Source organism: Acididesulfobacillus acetoxydans, assembly GCF_902729405.1.
In the GTDB taxonomy this organism is placed as follows: domain Bacteria; phylum Bacillota; class Desulfitobacteriia; order Desulfitobacteriales; family Desulfitobacteriaceae; genus Acididesulfobacillus; species Acididesulfobacillus acetoxydans.
Map to the genome: position 1 here is coordinate 3,497,745 of NZ_LR746496.1, position 14,525 is coordinate 3,512,269.

Here is a 14,525-nt window from a genome sequence, read left to right on the forward strand (position 1 = left end):
AGTCAAGAGTAATTGTAGTCAATTAACGTCTTTTTGCGAAAATTTCACAGAGTTTTAACATAGCGCCCCAAAATCCGGCGGAAACCGTCCCCAAAATCAGAGTAAGGAGTCTCCGCACTGCGGCGCGTTCACGCCGGCTCACCGTACAGCACCGTCCGCCGACACCGGCTAGGCCTTGGCTCTGGGATGGGTACCCCTGTAGACCTCTTTTAAACGTTCTCTGGTCAAGTGCGTGTAGATCTGAGTTGAAGATAATTTCTCGTGCCCCAGAAGTTCCTGGACACTTCTCAGGTCGGCGCCCCCGTCCAGCAGGTGGGTGGCGAAGGTATGCCTGAGCATATGCGGGTGAACATGGCATTCCAGAGCGGCCTTCTCCACCAGGTTGTCGAGAATCCGCCGCACCGAGCGGGCAGATAATCTGGCGCCCCGGTTGTTGAGCAGAAGCGCCTCCTCCCGGTCATGGCGGGCCGAGGTATAACGGTTGACCGCCCCCCGGCAAGGAGCGGTCATAGGGATAACCCTTTCTTTGCTTCCTTTCCCCTTCACCCGGACCAGGCCCGCTTCACAATCCACATCCTGCCGGTCCAAGCCCACTAACTCACTGACTCTCAGCCCGGAACCGTATAACATCTCCAAAAGAACCTGATTCCTGAGCCCCAGCACCGTGTCTTGCACCGGCGAGCGCATTAGTTTTTCCACTTGCTCCGCATAGAGAAAATCCGGCAATTTCCGTCCTAATTTCGGACTGGCCACTCTTCTGACCGGATTAACCGTGACGATCCCTTCGCGGCAAAGAAACTTAAAGAACGTACGCAAAGCCGCCAATTTGCGGGCGATGCTTTTCCGGGCCAGCCCCTTCTCGGCCAGCAGCCCGAAGAAGGCCCTGATCGTCCTGAGGTCCACCCGCGCGACCTCAAGTTCTTCCGGCTCAACCCCCAGACGGTCAGCCGCAAAGGAAAGAAACTGGTTCAAATCGGTCTGGTAAGCGGCGATGGTCCGGCCGGCGCGGTTCAAAGAAACCTGCTGCCCGTAAAAAAGCGACAGAGCCTCATCCCAGGTCATCCCGCTCACCTGCCCTCAGACCGCTCTCCGCCAAAAAAACATTTAACGCCTCCAAAGCGCGGGCGGAGAGCCTGGCGTTTTTTTCTCGTTTCCCTTTGATTCGTTCCGGCAAGGGCGGCAGCAAACCGAAATTGACGTTCATCGGCTGAAAGTCCTGACTGGGGGAGCCCTCTAAATGCCGGGCCAATCCGCCCAAGGCCGTTTCGGCCGGAAAAGTCAGGGTCGGTTGTCCAGCCAAACGGCGCCAGGCGTTTAACCCTGCTGTGAGCCCGCTGGCCGCTGATTCGATATACCCTTCCACCCCGGTCATCTGCCCGGCGAAGAAAATCCGCTCGTCCCGGCGCAGGCTGAAGTCCGCCCTCAGAACCTTGGGGGCGTTGAGAAACGTATTGCGATGCATCACCCCATAGCGCACAAATTCCGCCTGCTCCAGTCCCGGGATCAAACGGAACACCCGCTTTTGTTCCGGCCATTTCAAATGGGTTTGAAAACCGACCAGATTAAATAATGTCCCGGCCAGGTTTTCTTTGCGCAGCTGAACCACGGCAAAAGGCTGCCGTCCTGTGTGCGGGTCGATCAAACCGACCGGCTTCAACGGACCGAAAGCCAAGGTCTGAGGGCCCCGGGCAGCCATCACTTCCACGGGCATACAACCTTCAAACACCCTGCCCTGTTCAAAACCCGGTACAATCGCCGTCTCCGCCCCGACCAATTCCCGGCAAAAGCGCTCATAGTCCGACTTGTCCAGGGGACAGTTGACATAATCCGCCTCTCCTTTGTCATAGCGGGAGGCCCAAAAAGCCTTATCAAAATCAATCGACTCCAAAGTTACGATGGGTGCCGCCGCGTCGAAAAAAGACAGCGCATTTTCGCCGGTGATACGGGCGATATCCTCGGCCAAAGGACCGGCAGTCAGCGGACCGCTGGCCACCACAACCACACCTGCCGCCGGTATTTTCGCGATCTCCCGGCGTACGATCCTGACCCGCGGCTGTCCTTGCAACCCAGCCGTCACTTCCCGGGCAAAGCCCTCGCGGTCCACTGCCAAAGCTCCTCCCGCCGGGACCCGGTGCTTATCGGCCGCCCGCATGATTAACGAATCTAAACGGCGCATTTCCTCTTTCAGGAGGCCGGCTGCATTCTCCAGTCCCGCAGCCCGTAAAGAATTGCTGCAAACCAGCTCGGCCAGATCCCCGGTATGGTGAGCGGGGGTCTGCCGGAGCGGGCGCATTTCATAGATGACGACCTCCACCCCGTGCCGTGCCAACTGCCAGGCCGCCTCAGAACCGGCCAGCCCTCCCCCGATGATCTCAACTTGCATACCCTGCTCTCCCAATTCTCCAAGTCAATTGGCATTTTCCATTTCCTGCACGACCTTGGCATAACGGCACTCCGGATTTGTGCAGACATAGCGCTTCTGACGCCGGGAAGTCTTAACGACCATGAGTTGGCCGCATTCCGGACAGGGTTCCGGCGCCGGCAGGTCCCAAGTCACAAAATCGCAGTCCGGGTAGCCGCTGCACCCGTAAAATTTACGCCCTTTTTTCGAACGCCGGACCACCAGCGCTTTCCCACAGCGCGGACAGTGGGCTCCGGTCTCTTCTAAGAGGGCTTTCGTGTTCTTGCACTCCGGGAACCCCGGACAAGCGAGAAATTTGCCGTAACGCCCCATGCGTACGACCATTCTGCGGCCGCAGTGTTCACAAACTTCATCGGTCACCTGTTCTTCGAGTTGGACTTTGCCGATTTTTTCCTCCGCTTCCTCCAGGGTCCGGGCAAATGGGGCGTAGAAAGCATCGATCACTTGCCGCCAAGAGACTTCTCCTTCTTCAACATCATCCAGCTGTTCTTCAAACTTGGCGGTAAATTCGATGTTGACGATGTCCGTGAAAAACTCTTTCAGAAGATTGAGCACGATCTCGCCCAATTCCGTGGGGGAAAGGTGTTTCCCTTCCTTCACGACATAACCGCGGGTCTGAATCGTCTCGATCGTGGGAGCATACGTACTCGGCCGCCCGATGCCCTCTTCCTCCATTTTCCGCACCAAAGTCGCTTCCGTGTAGCGCGGGGGCGGTTCGGTAAAATGCTGCTTTTCCTCCAAACGAGCCAAGGCGACCGTTTCCCCCGACACGACCGGAACCGCCAGGGCGCCCTCGTCTTCGTCAGTTTTATCTTCTTCATCCCGGCTTTCCTGATAAACCGCCAAGTAGCCTGGAAAACGCACTGTCGAGGTATTGGCTCGAAAAAGATAGCTGCCTGCCGCTACATCGACCGTCAAAGTATCCAACAGAGCCGCACTCATCTGGCTGGCCAGGAAACGTTCCCAGACCAAACGGTAGAGGCGCAGTTGATCCCTGCTCAAAAATTCCTTCATTTGTTCAGGCGTTCTCAGCACGGAGGTGGGGCGAATGGCTTCATGCGCTTCCTGAGCCCGCCCTTTAGTCACAAACCGGCGGGCTTCCGGTGGATAGTACTCCGACCCGTGTTCGGCCAGGATATAGGCTTTCGCTTCCTCCTGAGCCGCCTCCGCAATGCGCACGGAATCCGTCCTCATATAAGTGATGAGCCCGTCACTCCCTTGGGCCCCCAATTCGATTCCCTCATACAGCTGCTGGGCGATCAACATCGTCTTCTTAGGGGAGAAATTCAGTTTGCGGTACGCTTCCTGCTGCAGGCTGCTGGTCGTAAACGGAGGCGCCGGCTGCTTCTTCTTCTCCCTCTTGCGTACGTCCGTCACCTGAAAGAAAAGAGCTTTCAACTCCGCCAGGACCGCGTCCATCTCTTCTTTGGACTTGATTTCGAGTTTTTCGCCGGACTTCTTGATCAGTTTAGCGGAAAAAGTCCCGCCCTTAGCCTCTAAAAAGGCGGTCAAAGTCCAATACTCCTCCGGAACGAAAGCGCGGATATCCTCTTCCCGATCACCCACTAAACGCACCGCCACTGATTGAACCCGGCCGGCACTAAGCCCCTTTTTCACTTTTCTCCAGAGCAACGGACTCAGCTGATAGCCGACCAGGCGGTCAAGCACCCGACGCGCCTGTTGGGCTTCCACTTTATGCAGGTCAATCGCCCGCACATGTTTCAAAGACGTCTGAATCGCCTGTTTCGTGATTTCGTGAAACTCAATGCGGCATTTTTCATCCAAATTGAGCCCCAAAAGGTGCCCCAGATGCCAGGCGATGGCTTCGCCTTCCCGGTCCGGGTCGGAGGCCAGAAGCACTCGGTCGGCATTTTTGGCCGCGGTTCGCAATTCTTTAATGAGTCCTCCCTTGCCGCGAATCGCAATGTACTTCGGCGCGAAGCCATGCTCGATGTCTACTCCGAGCTGACTCTTGGGAAGATCACGCAGATGGCCCATCGATGCTTTAACGGTATAACGGCTTCCCAGGAATTTGCCGATGGACTTTGCTTTGGCGGGAGACTCAACAATGACCAAAGTCTTGGACATGCTTCACCTCAAAATCCTTTTGCTTGCATTCTTTTTTGACTAAGCATTATCTTAACGTCTTTTTGTCCGGCTGTCTAGATTTTCCGGGCCAGAACGTAAAGCTGTCCCGGAAGCTGCTCGATAACCCCCGCCAGCTGAAGCTCCAAGAGGAGGAGCGGCAGTTCCTGCACCGCCATCTTCACCCTGCAGGCCAGTTGGTCAATGTGAATGGGCAAATCACTCATCTGCTCCAGGATTTCTGCCTGAGCAGGGTCGACAGCCCCACCAGGACCGCGCCCCTTAGAGCAGCCCCGGCCAAGAGCACCCCTGCCTTCTTCCCTCCCGGCGGCTGAGACATGCGGAGCCCCTCTGCCCTTGGCATCTCCGGGTTCATCGATGTTCAACTCTAGCTGAACGAGTGCACTCTGCCGGTTCGCCGCTGACTTCCCGGGGGCTGAGCCGCAACAGGCGGCTTCCCGCCGGGCAGCGAACTGCGGCCCGCGCCCGGGTTCCCTGCCGGCCCCCCCGCCTTTTTGCCAAACGGGGATTTCCGCCCAGATATCGTCGACTTCATCTACTATTCTTGCCCCTTGTCTCAGCAAATGATTCGTCCCTTTGCTCATTTCACTGAAAATGGGACCGGGAAGAGCGAAAACCTCCCGTCCCTGTTCCAAGGCAAAATCCGCCGTTATAAGGGCCCCGCTTTTGGCCGCCGCTTCAATCACTACGACCCCCCTGCAGGCGCCGCTGATAAGGCGGTTGCGGGCGGGAAAATGCCCGCCGTCGGGAGGGGTTCCCGGGGTAAACTCACTGACGAGGGCCCCTTTTTCCAGGACCGCTTCCGCCAGTTTCCGGTTTTCCGGCGGGTAGATCGTATCCAGGCCATTCCCCAAAAAAGCCCAGGTCACACCGTCGGCGGCCAGGGCCCCTTTGTGAGCAGAGGTATCAATTCCCCTCGCCAGACCGCTGACAATGACGATCCCGCGTTCCGCCACTTTGCGCGCCAAAAATTCGGCGGCGGCTTTACCGTAAGGAGTCCCGCGCCGCGAGCCCACGATGGCTAAACCCTCCTGTCCTTCGGACAAATGTCCTTTGAAATAGAGGAGGGGCGGGGCATCCGCCAGTTCGGCCAGAAGTTTCGGGTAACTCCTCTCCGCGGGCGCGACCAGCCGGATCCCGGCCCGGTCCAGTTCCTCCGCCACCCGTTCGGGTAAGATCTTTTTTCTTAAATCCAGCATCTCACTGACCCAAGCGGCCTTCCAGTCCGTGAAGGCCCGGGCAGGCGCCTGCCAAGCCGCCTCCGCACTGCCAAAGACGGCAATCAGCTGTCTCAGCCGCCGGCTGCCCAAACCGGGGACCGCCCGCAGCGCCGCCCTGAACCTTTTTTCTCTCTCTAGATTCTCCATAAGGCCCCCCACCTTTTCAGCCCTTCCCGGCTTCGGTCTTCTCACTTCTCTTTTGCGGGGACCTTTTCCTGCTTCATATCCTGTCGAAATGGCAATCCTTAGGTAAAATAATGTAGCAAGAGACTGAAGTCACTCTTATCTTCCATAACCTGACTCAAATCTCCTACCTGCGCCATCCTCTCTTTCATGTTGCGCAGAGTGAAATCCTCCGTGCGCACGCCCGTTATGACTTCCTCCCAGCAAAGAGGCGCGGACACCGTAGCCAAAGGCGTCGGACGCACACTGTAGGTTCCCGCCATCGTCCGGCCCCGCCCGTTTTGCAGATAATCCAGATAGACTTTTCCTTCCCGCTTCTTCACGCTGCGCTCCAGCGTACAGTCCGCCGGACGTTGCCCGGCCAGAAAACGGCATACACCCTGTATGCCCCTCTGGACTTCCGCGTAAGTGTAGTGCGGAGCAAGAGGAAGAAGAATGTGGATGCCCGCGGCACCGGAGGTCTTGACGAGAAACTTCAGCTTTAGCTCCAGCAAGATCTCCCCCAGCCAGCGGGCCACTCGCAGAGCCTCTAAGCTGCCGGAGGGCGGGTCGGGATCCAAGTCAAACACCGCCCACTCCGGGTAATCCGGGCGCTCCCTCGTAGAAGCCCAGGCGTGAATTTCAACGCAGCCCAGATTAATGAGATAAATCAGGGTCGCGAGCCGGTCACAGATGACATAGGTCAAGCCCTGCCGGGAATGAGGATCCCGAAAACGCTCCACCCAAGACGGGGCCTGGGCCGGACACTCTTTCTGATAAAAGGAAGCACCCCCGATCCCCTCGGGATAGCGCACCATCGTAAACGGGCTTTTCGCAATTTGGGGCAGAATGTAGGGGGCCATTTCCGTGTAATACTGAATGAGTTCCCCTTTACTGATTCCACATTCAGGGAAATACACCTTTTCCAGGTTGGTCAGGGTTAAGGTTTGCCCGGCCACGCGGACGGAAACCTCCTGTCTGCTAGGGTTCGATTTGGGCATGACGCAACTTCCCTCCGGGGGTCCATTCCAGAAAGCGCACCTTGACCCGCCACTCAGGCCTCAGCCAGATCATCTCGGTATCCCGCTCCCTGCCCGGGCCTTCCCCTGTGAACGGGCTTACTTTCACTTGCTCGACGCGCTCCCTGCCCAAGGACTCTTGCAGGCGTTCCAAACCGCCGGATACACTGCAGACATAGACAAAATCCTCTCCCACCGGCCGCCCCAGGCATACTGCCTTAATCGTTTCCCCTTTTAGCTTAATCCCGCCTACCAGAAACTCACCTTTTTGCCAGTGTTTAATTTTCTGCCAGGCCCGATCCTTGCCCGGGCGGTACGGACTCGAGTATTCTTTGGCCACAATTCCCTCCAGGCCCATTTCCCCTGTGGCCGACCAAAGCTTATTCCCGTCGCTGAAGCTTTCGATCACTTGAGTGTGCGGCCCGGGGAGGGCAATCTCGGTCAGAAATTCCAGCCGTTCCTGCAGGGACCGCGCACGGAGATCTTCCCCCTGCCAAAATAACAGGTCAAAAATCACGTACTCCACCGTCTGCCCGGACGTTTGGGGAAATTGCCCGAGACCGCTGCGCACACGCTTAAGCAGGGAGGGAAAATCCGGCTTCCCCCCCTGCAGACAAACGACCTCCCCGTCAATAATGCTCCCCGGCTTCAGCCATCCCAGACCGGCAGGGAGTTCCGGAAACCACGCCTGGCCGGACCGGCCGCTTTTGGTCTGAAAGACTATTCCCTCCGGCCCATGATAGGCCAGCCAACGGAACCCGTCCCATTTCACTTGGTAAAGATAGTTACCCACGGGTAAGCTCGGTACCGATTGTGGCTCCATGGGTTGAAGCGGAAACTGCACCGTCCGAAAAACGTCCTTCGCCAAGCCGTCAAGCCCCCTTTGCTTTGACTGCCCGCTTGCGCGGCTTCAGTCCGGAGGGGACGGGCTCTTCCGGGCCAGGCGGCTCCTTTGTCCGCGCACCGCCCGCAGCCGTGCCCGTCGTTGCCGGCGCCTTTGTCCGCGCACCTCGCGCAGCCGCACCCGTCGTTGCCGGCGCCTCGGTGTTCGCGTTTTCGCTCGCGTCCGCCCTCGCCTTCGCACTTTCGTCCGCCCTGCCGCTGACATCCGTGTTTACTTGCCGGTTAACGCTCGCCTCTTCTCGATTTGATAAAGACCGATCCTCCGGCGGCTCTTCGTTTTCCTCTGCTCCTTCGGCATCGCTTTCTCTCGCTCCGTCTTTCTTCTCCTCGGCTCTGGCGATGCTGGCCCTGAGGGCTTCCATCAAATCCAGAACCTGGCCCCCTCTGGGAGCGGTTGGTACTCGCAAGGATTCTCCTTTCACTTTCTGCTCGATCATCTCGGCCAGCTTATCCCGCATCCCGTCCCGATATTTTCCGGGCTCAAACGGTTTCGCCAGCTGTTCGACCAACTGCCTGGCCAGCATGAGTTCGGTTTCTGTCGGCTGAATCTCCTGCCACGGCCTCTCCATACGCCGAATTTCATCCGCGTAAAACATCGTCTCCAAAACCAGGCCCTCTTCAAAAACGCGTAAACACGCCAGGTACTGCTTGGATCGCAGCGTCAGATGTGCCAGCGCCACCTTCCCGCTTTCCAGCATGGCCAGGCAGAGCAGGCGGTAAGCCTTGGCGGCCGTATCCTCCGGAGAAAGGTAATATGACTTCTGGTAATAAACCGGATCGATCTCCTTCAAGTCCACAAAGTCCAAAATATCAATGGAGCGGGCCGACGGCTCCTGCACGGAAGCCAATTCCTCGTCCGTCAGAATCACATAGCGATCCTTTTCATATTCATACCCTTTGACCAGGTCCCGGTTCTCAACCTCCGTTTTGCAGCGCGGGCACTGTTTGACATAGCGGATGCGCCCCTGACAGGCATTGTGCAGGTAGTGAAATTGAAACTCTTTGGACTCTGTCGCCGCCTGCATTTTGACCGGAACGTTGACCAAACCAAAGCTGATGGAGCCCTTCCACAGCGTGTGCATATCAATTCCCTCCTCACCCCTTAGTGTGAGCAGGGAATCTCTTTTCCATGTAAAAACAGATCCCGGTAAGATCAGATCCCGGTAAGATTCAGATCTCGGTAAGATTCAGATCCCGGTAAAAACAGATCCCGCCGCCGGCCGTTCAGCCGCCTTTGGACATTTTCTGAAGAGTGGCCGCGACAAAACCCGCCATCACCGCGTAATCTTCTGCAGGGAGAATCCGGGCAGCCGAGGCATCAAAAAGGATATTTCCGTTGGGGGGAAATTCATCGTCTCCGCCCCAAATAACCAAGGTGACCGGGATATGCGGAAACACGGGAATGGTTACCGCCGCATCCCCGTGGGCAGCGACCCTCCCTCCCAACCTGAGTCCGACCTCCGACAGCGCTTGCGGCCTTTCGCCGAAGGCCTGAACCAGCGGCCGGATAGCGCGGTTGCTGAAAGGTTGAATGTAAATACTCCCCCCCGGAATTTCCTTGTAGGAAATCAGCCGGCCCTGCTCTTGCACCGGTCCGCTCCTGCTCAAATAATGCAAGATAAGGATCCGGGCAAAGACGGGCAGGTCCCCCTCAGGAGTCGGCTCAGGGGAAAATCTTCCACTCGGGTGTTCCACTTCACTCTTATACCCCAAAAAATCCACCTCTATCCGGTTATCCGCCACGGGATAACCGGAATACTTGCGGATTTGCTCCAAAGAGGCAGCTCCGAATTGAGCCAAGGCGCTCTCCAGGGCAGCATTATAATTCATCATGACTCACACCTCCCGCATCCCGGTAAGCAGCCTGTAATTGCAAGGCATCCTCTTCCAGATTAGGACTTTCACAAATAGCCAGCCCCTCGACTCCGAAGACGCGCAAGGCCCGCATCAATTCCCGGTAGTTGAAATCCGAATTCCTGAGCACAAGGTGGCGTTTCTCACCTTTCAATCCGTACTCAATACCGGAAATGTGAAAGTGGGCCCGTTTGACCCAAGAATCACCGAGTGCCTCCGCCGTAAAGTCCAAGATTCGGCTGAATTCGTCATAACTATTGAGCCTGCCGTTTGACCTGGCGTGCAGATGGCTGAAATCGATGCAGGGCAAGACGCCCGGAATCGTTTGGGCCAGGTGCACAGTCTCCTCCAGATCCCCATACTGGCTCGGTTTTCCCGTAGTTTCCGGCCGCAGCAGCACTGAATTCCCTTCCGCCGTCAATGCCTCCCTGACCGAACTCAGCTCTTGCACAATCCGTTTGAACACTATCTCCGGGGAATCCCCGTGATAGAAAGCGGGGTGAAAAACAACCGCCTCGATCCCGGCCATCCGAGCCACTCGGGCCGTATGAAGAAGACGCTCCCGGCTCGCCGCGACTTTCTCCGCTTCACGCGAATTGAAATTGATCCAGTAGGGCCCATGGCAGCTCAGGCGAATTCCTGTGTCTTCCGACAGTTGCTTGATTTGCCCAGCTTTCTCCTCACCCATACGCACCCCCTGGACGAATTCCAACTCCAGTGCGCCCAGACCGAGTTCCTGAATTTTCCGGATTCCTCCTTGGCTCGAACGGTCCGTTGCCGACAACGGTACCCCCGCCGTGCCAAATAATAGTGGCAAGCGACTCACTCCCCCCGCACCGCTATTCTTTCGGAGCACCAGACCGCGCCTATCTTTAAGCAGCGGCAGATGGCTCCCCTCTTTATGATACACTGTTTGACAGAAAAAAGCTGTAAGATACATATTCGACTTCGAACGAGCAACACTATAAAGGCCGGGTCCGAAACAAAACAAGCGGAAAAGCACGCTCCGGCGGAAGGAGGAGGACAAAGATGGCCAGACGCAACAAAAACACCATGTCGCCGGCCCTAAAACAGGAAATCGCCCGTGAACTGGGCTTTGCCGACACGGTGCAAAAAGAGGGATTCGGCGCAGTTTCGGCTCGGAACTGCGGCAACATGGTCAAGGCTGCCATCCAAATCGCTGAACGTAACCTAATGCGCTGAGCAATAGGCTGCGCTGATATGCGGTGCCGTCACTGATTTGGTCATTTCAAGACGCGACGGCCACCTCGGTAAGCCTTCACCCAGTAGGGATCTGCGAGAGGCTGAATTTCGACCTGCCGCCGGGTCGCGGACACGAATTCTCCCCCGCCCAGATATATTCCCACATGGCTGGCCCCGGGACCGCCCGTGCTAAAAAAGACCAGATCACCCGGAATTAGGCACGAGCGCGCCACGCCGACCCCTTCCCGAAACTGCTCGTAAGTTGTCCGCGCTAAATGGATACCCACAAAGGCGAAAGCTTTCTGGGTGAAAGCAGAACAGTCAATTCCCGTCCGGCTCTCTCCTCCCCAAGCGTAGGGAACTCCCAGCCAGGTGAGCGCGTGCTGTATTAAAAGAGCACGCGCTTTTTCCCGCAACCGCGGAGTCGTTGCCGCCGGACCCTCGGTGCTGACGTGAGCAGCCGAATCAGTGTCGGGGACGGCGCTGCGACCCGCACCGGCAGTTCCGGCTGCTGTTCCCTTGGCGGGGGGTATGACTTTTGGCGGCGTCGGTCCCGCCAACTCCTGCTCCGGCTCCTGCCTTTGCTCAGCGCGCCAGACCCCCGACACCGCTCCCGTCAGGTCAGAGGGATGCCAGACCCCATTCGCCGCATCGTGGCCTGCCTGCGCGACGCCGCCAGAAATCCCTCCCGCCGGGTTGTCCGGAATACCCCACCGGGGACATTGCCTTTCTCCGCCGGCAGTTAGTTCCGGCAGCGGAAGCATAACAACCCCCGCCAACAAGAGCAGGGCCAGACCGATAGAATAAGAAGGCACGGTTTTGTGGAGTGGCAGCGCCGCCTGCATACTTTTCCCTTCTTCTAGACAAAAATCCACCTTTAGACAGAACTCCACTACTTTTCTATGCCTGCAGGCTTTCTTTTAGCACCTCTCTCAACCTTCGGCCGCCAACACCCGCCCCGGGGCCGGCTCGGCTCTGTTGGACGTCAGAGGCTGGCCCAGACCGACAAAAAAGCGGCCGGCGACCGCAGGGGGCGCCTTCTTCCGGGCCGTCCCACGGCACCCCCGGTTTTTCCGTATCTTGCGACTGCCACAGCTTCCCCCTGTCCCGCGGTATTCGCGGCTTCTCCGTATCCCACGGTACCCAGACCTTAGTGAAAATTCACCTCGATATTCCGGGCCGAAGGATGCTTATCTTTAAGGAAAGAGAGTTCCAGCAACCCGTTTCTGTAGCTGGCGTGAGCCCCATCCGTTTTCACTCTCGCCGGAAGTGTGATAGTCCGGGAAAAGTGGCCGTAGTAACGCTCGGAACGCCTGGAAACCCGGCCTTCCTCCTGGGCCGTACCCCGCTTGACCTCACCCTGAATCGTCAGCTGGTCTTCATCGAGCTGGATGTTTAAATCCTCTTTATTCTCGATGCCTGGGATCTCCGCGGTCACAATGACGGCATCCGACGTTTCTTCCACATCCACACGGTAGGTCCATTCGGACCAATTTTCTCTGCCCCCGTTCCGGTAGCGATCCAGATCATTCCAGATCGGTTCAAACAAGCGGAATGGGTCATACGGAATCAATGCCATAGTTTTATCACCCCGTTCGGAATTTTTTCAGGAACTAGTATGCCCGCTCCGAAACGGAATTATTAACTCTCATGTGACTAAAGTCAGAGGATTCCCCGTTGCTTACGGCATTTCGCCAGGGCTACCCTTTACCGGCGTGCCGGTTCCCCTCCTCAGTACGGGCATCTTTTGGCTGTATTTTTCGGACCGAAGCGTGGGCCAAGCCGATAGAACCTTCCAGATAATCAACAAACTGCCGCGCGGTTCGCCCCGAGCGCCCGTTGTGCATCATTTCCCAACGCAAAGCCATCCTCTCCAGCTCACCGTCCTCAACGGTCAACCCACGCCGCCGCGCTAAGCCCCGCGCTATTTGCAAATACCCCTTTTGATCCGGCGCTGAAAAGGTAATGGTAAGACCAAAACGGTCCGCCAGAGACAGTTTCTCGTCCACACTGTCGCGGGCATGAACCTCATCTCCCTGACGGTCCGTGAAATTTTCCTTGACTAAGTGGCGCCGGTTCGAAGTTGCGTAAATCAAGACATTCCCGGGCTCTGCCGTCAGTCCGCCTTCCAAAACCGTCTTCAGGTTTTTGTATCCGAGTTCGGTGTCATCGAAAGACAGATCATCGACGAAAAGAATGAATTTTTGCGGACTCCCCCAGAGAGAGTGAACCACATCCGGCAGATCCTCAAGGGCGCTTTTGCTCAATTCCACCAAGCGCAAACCTTCGGCCCGGTAAGTATTAAGCAGAGCCTTGACCGCCGACGACTTGCCGGTACCGCGATTGCCGTAGAGAAGCACATTGTTGGCCCGAAACCCGGCCAGGAAGTGCTCCGTATTTTCTGCCAGGATACTCAGTTCCCGTTCCAGGCCAAAGAGCTGTGTCCGCTGAACGCAGTCCGGGTTAACAATCCCCTTTAAGCGATGCCCCTCCCAGCGAAACGCAAGGTAACGGCTGAGGATACCATACCCGTTCTCGAAATGATAGCCGGCCAAAAAATCAACCATTTCCTCAACGCTGCCCGAACCCGTCAGATACGCCTCCGTTTCCAGGCACCCTTCATCCCACCGCCCGTTCGCATTCCCTCGTTCGTTCGCATCCTCTCGTCCGTTCGCGCCTTCTCTTCCGTTTGCGCCTTCTCTTCCGTTTGCATCCCCTTCCGCTTTCCCTGCTCTCCTCAATCCCCCGCCATACGCCCCGTCTCCCTGCCCCCTGCACTCCTGCTGCGTCTGGCGCCCCTCCTTCTTCTGCGACAGGTTCCCGCCGCTCCCAAGGGACAGACCCTCGTCCCACTCCGGCCAAAGCATGGGCGGATCACAGAGGGCGTATTCACCCGGCACTTGCTCATTCCACAATTCCTCGATCCCTTCTTTAACCCGACGGGCGCTGAAGGCAACCAGAGCCCGGCAGATTTCCAAGTCCCGCGTGGCCGATGTTCTTAGCGTAGGATTCAATCCGGAAGCACCCGCGGCAGCGGCGGTTTTGCTGAACAAATTTTCGTCTTCCATGATCAAGTTTGCTAAATGAGCCGGCCAGCCCAACTCCAGCGCCAAGCCGCAAACGTCATAATAACACCTGTGAATAAGGTCAAAGTCGCTTTCTTCCAAGGCAGCCGCCCGAAATAGTTGCCCGAACGCCTCGATCAACGGATCCTCCTTGAGGGTCCTGTAGACCACCGGTTCCTCCAGCGAAAAGCAGAGCCTTTTAAATTCCGCCCGAACTCTTTGAGTCGTCATATTTTTCTCCTCCCGAATGTCCCCATAGCTGAAGCCAGTGGCGTGGTGGCCAAGTTTTTGGGTCAATTTCTCGTTTTCACGTGTGTATCTAAACACTACGTGAAACACCACTTCTATATTATAACAAGAATCCATGAGGTTTTGGAGGTTCACATTGAGTATCCTGCCAAAAACCTGATTGGCAGCGGCATGCCGAAATGAGCGATCGGTTGGAGAGCTCGGAGCAGACACCGGTTTACCCTTGTCCTAAGGGAAACTTCTTCTTCCCGTCAGGGGGAGAAAAAGCGGCCCCCGTGCCGCGCACAGAAACCGCTCCTTCAAGGTCTTTTGCCATATATTC

General features: G+C 57.0%; 13 protein-coding genes. 1 reads left to right on the plus strand and 12 read right to left on the minus strand.

The window, feature by feature from the left end:
- Positions 1–168: 168 nt before the first annotated feature.
- The 9 genes from xerA to MNU25_RS15640 form a co-directional block, all read right to left on the minus strand.
- Complete coding sequence (gene xerA / locus MNU25_RS15600; RefSeq protein ID WP_240985907.1) at positions 169–1,062, minus strand: site-specific tyrosine recombinase/integron integrase; 894 nt, start codon at positions 1,060–1,062, stop codon at positions 169–171.
- Positions 1,049–2,383, minus strand: coding sequence for a methylenetetrahydrofolate--tRNA-(uracil(54)-C(5))-methyltransferase (FADH(2)-oxidizing) TrmFO (gene trmFO, locus MNU25_RS15605; protein ID WP_240985908.1), 1,335 nt, complete (start codon positions 2,381–2,383; stop codon positions 1,049–1,051). Before trmFO ends, xerA begins: the two co-directional genes overlap by 14 nt.
- A gap of 24 nt (positions 2,384–2,407) precedes the next feature.
- Complete coding sequence (topA, locus tag MNU25_RS15610) at positions 2,408–4,510, minus strand: type I DNA topoisomerase (protein ID WP_240985909.1); 2,103 nt, start codon at positions 4,508–4,510, stop codon at positions 2,408–2,410.
- Positions 4,511–4,584: 74 nt separating this feature from the next.
- A complete protein-coding gene (gene dprA / locus MNU25_RS15615) occupies positions 4,585–5,895 on the minus strand; it encodes a DNA-processing protein DprA (protein ID WP_240985910.1) in 1,311 nt (436 codons plus the stop codon).
- A gap of 98 nt (positions 5,896–5,993) precedes the next feature.
- Complete coding sequence (gene ligD, locus MNU25_RS15620; protein ID WP_240985911.1) at positions 5,994–6,869, minus strand: non-homologous end-joining DNA ligase; 876 nt, start codon at positions 6,867–6,869, stop codon at positions 5,994–5,996.
- Positions 6,870–6,891: 22 nt separating this feature from the next.
- Positions 6,892–7,797, minus strand: a complete 906-nt coding sequence (locus tag MNU25_RS15625; RefSeq protein ID WP_240985912.1) for an ATP-dependent DNA ligase — start codon at positions 7,795–7,797, stop codon at positions 6,892–6,894.
- Positions 7,798–7,801: 4 nt separating this feature from the next.
- Complete coding sequence (ku, locus tag MNU25_RS15630; protein ID WP_306425042.1) at positions 7,802–8,914, minus strand: non-homologous end joining protein Ku; 1,113 nt, start codon at positions 8,912–8,914, stop codon at positions 7,802–7,804.
- Positions 8,915–9,056: 142 nt separating this feature from the next.
- Positions 9,057–9,665, minus strand: coding sequence for a DUF3786 domain-containing protein (locus tag MNU25_RS15635; protein WP_306425041.1), 609 nt, complete (start codon positions 9,663–9,665; stop codon positions 9,057–9,059).
- Positions 9,652–10,503: a TIM barrel protein gene (locus MNU25_RS15640; RefSeq protein ID WP_240985913.1), complete on the minus strand. Its 852-nt coding sequence runs from the start codon at positions 10,501–10,503 to the stop codon at positions 9,652–9,654. The genes MNU25_RS15635 and MNU25_RS15640 overlap by 14 nt, the downstream gene beginning before the upstream one ends.
- A gap of 212 nt (positions 10,504–10,715) precedes the next feature.
- Here MNU25_RS15640 and MNU25_RS15645 point away from each other — a divergent pair, with 212 nt between their 5' ends.
- The gene (locus tag MNU25_RS15645; protein WP_240985914.1) at positions 10,716–10,889 is read left to right on the plus strand and encodes a small, acid-soluble spore protein, alpha/beta type; all 174 of its coding nucleotides are present in this window, start codon (positions 10,716–10,718) and stop codon (positions 10,887–10,889) included.
- 41 nt (positions 10,890–10,930) lie between these two features.
- On the opposite strand, the gene MNU25_RS15650 is transcribed toward MNU25_RS15645, so the two are convergent.
- From MNU25_RS15650 to MNU25_RS15660, 3 genes are all read right to left on the minus strand, one after another.
- Positions 10,931–11,734, minus strand: a complete 804-nt coding sequence (locus MNU25_RS15650; protein ID WP_240985915.1) for a C40 family peptidase — start codon at positions 11,732–11,734, stop codon at positions 10,931–10,933.
- A 305-nt stretch (positions 11,735–12,039) separates the two neighbouring features.
- Positions 12,040–12,468, minus strand: a complete 429-nt coding sequence (locus tag MNU25_RS15655; protein ID WP_240985916.1) for an Hsp20/alpha crystallin family protein — start codon at positions 12,466–12,468, stop codon at positions 12,040–12,042.
- Between the two features lie 121 nt (positions 12,469–12,589).
- Positions 12,590–14,185, minus strand: coding sequence for an ATP-binding protein (locus tag MNU25_RS15660; RefSeq protein ID WP_240985917.1), 1,596 nt, complete (start codon positions 14,183–14,185; stop codon positions 12,590–12,592).
- Between the last annotated feature and the right edge of the window lie 340 nt (positions 14,186–14,525).

Coding starts and splice junctions, on each gene's coding strand:
- dprA (WP_240985910.1), bottom strand. CDS start 5,895: ATGGAGAATCTAGAGAGAGAAAAAAGGTTCAGGGCGGCGCTGCGGGCG.
- trmFO (WP_240985908.1), bottom strand. CDS start 2,383: ATGCAAGTTGAGATCATCGGGGGAGGGCTGGCCGGTTCTGAGGCGGCC.
- MNU25_RS15655 (WP_240985916.1), bottom strand. CDS start 12,468: ATGGCATTGATTCCGTATGACCCATTCCGCTTGTTTGAACCGATCTGG.
- MNU25_RS15635 (WP_306425041.1), bottom strand. CDS start 9,665: ATGATGAATTATAATGCTGCCCTGGAGAGCGCCTTGGCTCAATTCGGA.
- MNU25_RS15660 (WP_240985917.1), bottom strand. CDS start 14,185: ATGACGACTCAAAGAGTTCGGGCGGAATTTAAAAGGCTCTGCTTTTCG.
- xerA (WP_240985907.1), bottom strand. CDS start 1,062: ATGACCTGGGATGAGGCTCTGTCGCTTTTTTACGGGCAGCAGGTTTCT.
- MNU25_RS15645 (WP_240985914.1), top strand. CDS start 10,716: ATGGCCAGACGCAACAAAAACACCATGTCGCCGGCCCTAAAACAGGAA.
- MNU25_RS15650 (WP_240985915.1), bottom strand. CDS start 11,734: ATGCAGGCGGCGCTGCCACTCCACAAAACCGTGCCTTCTTATTCTATC.
- ku (WP_306425042.1), bottom strand. CDS start 8,914: ATGCACACGCTGTGGAAGGGCTCCATCAGCTTTGGTTTGGTCAACGTT.
- topA (WP_240985909.1), bottom strand. CDS start 4,510: ATGTCCAAGACTTTGGTCATTGTTGAGTCTCCCGCCAAAGCAAAGTCC.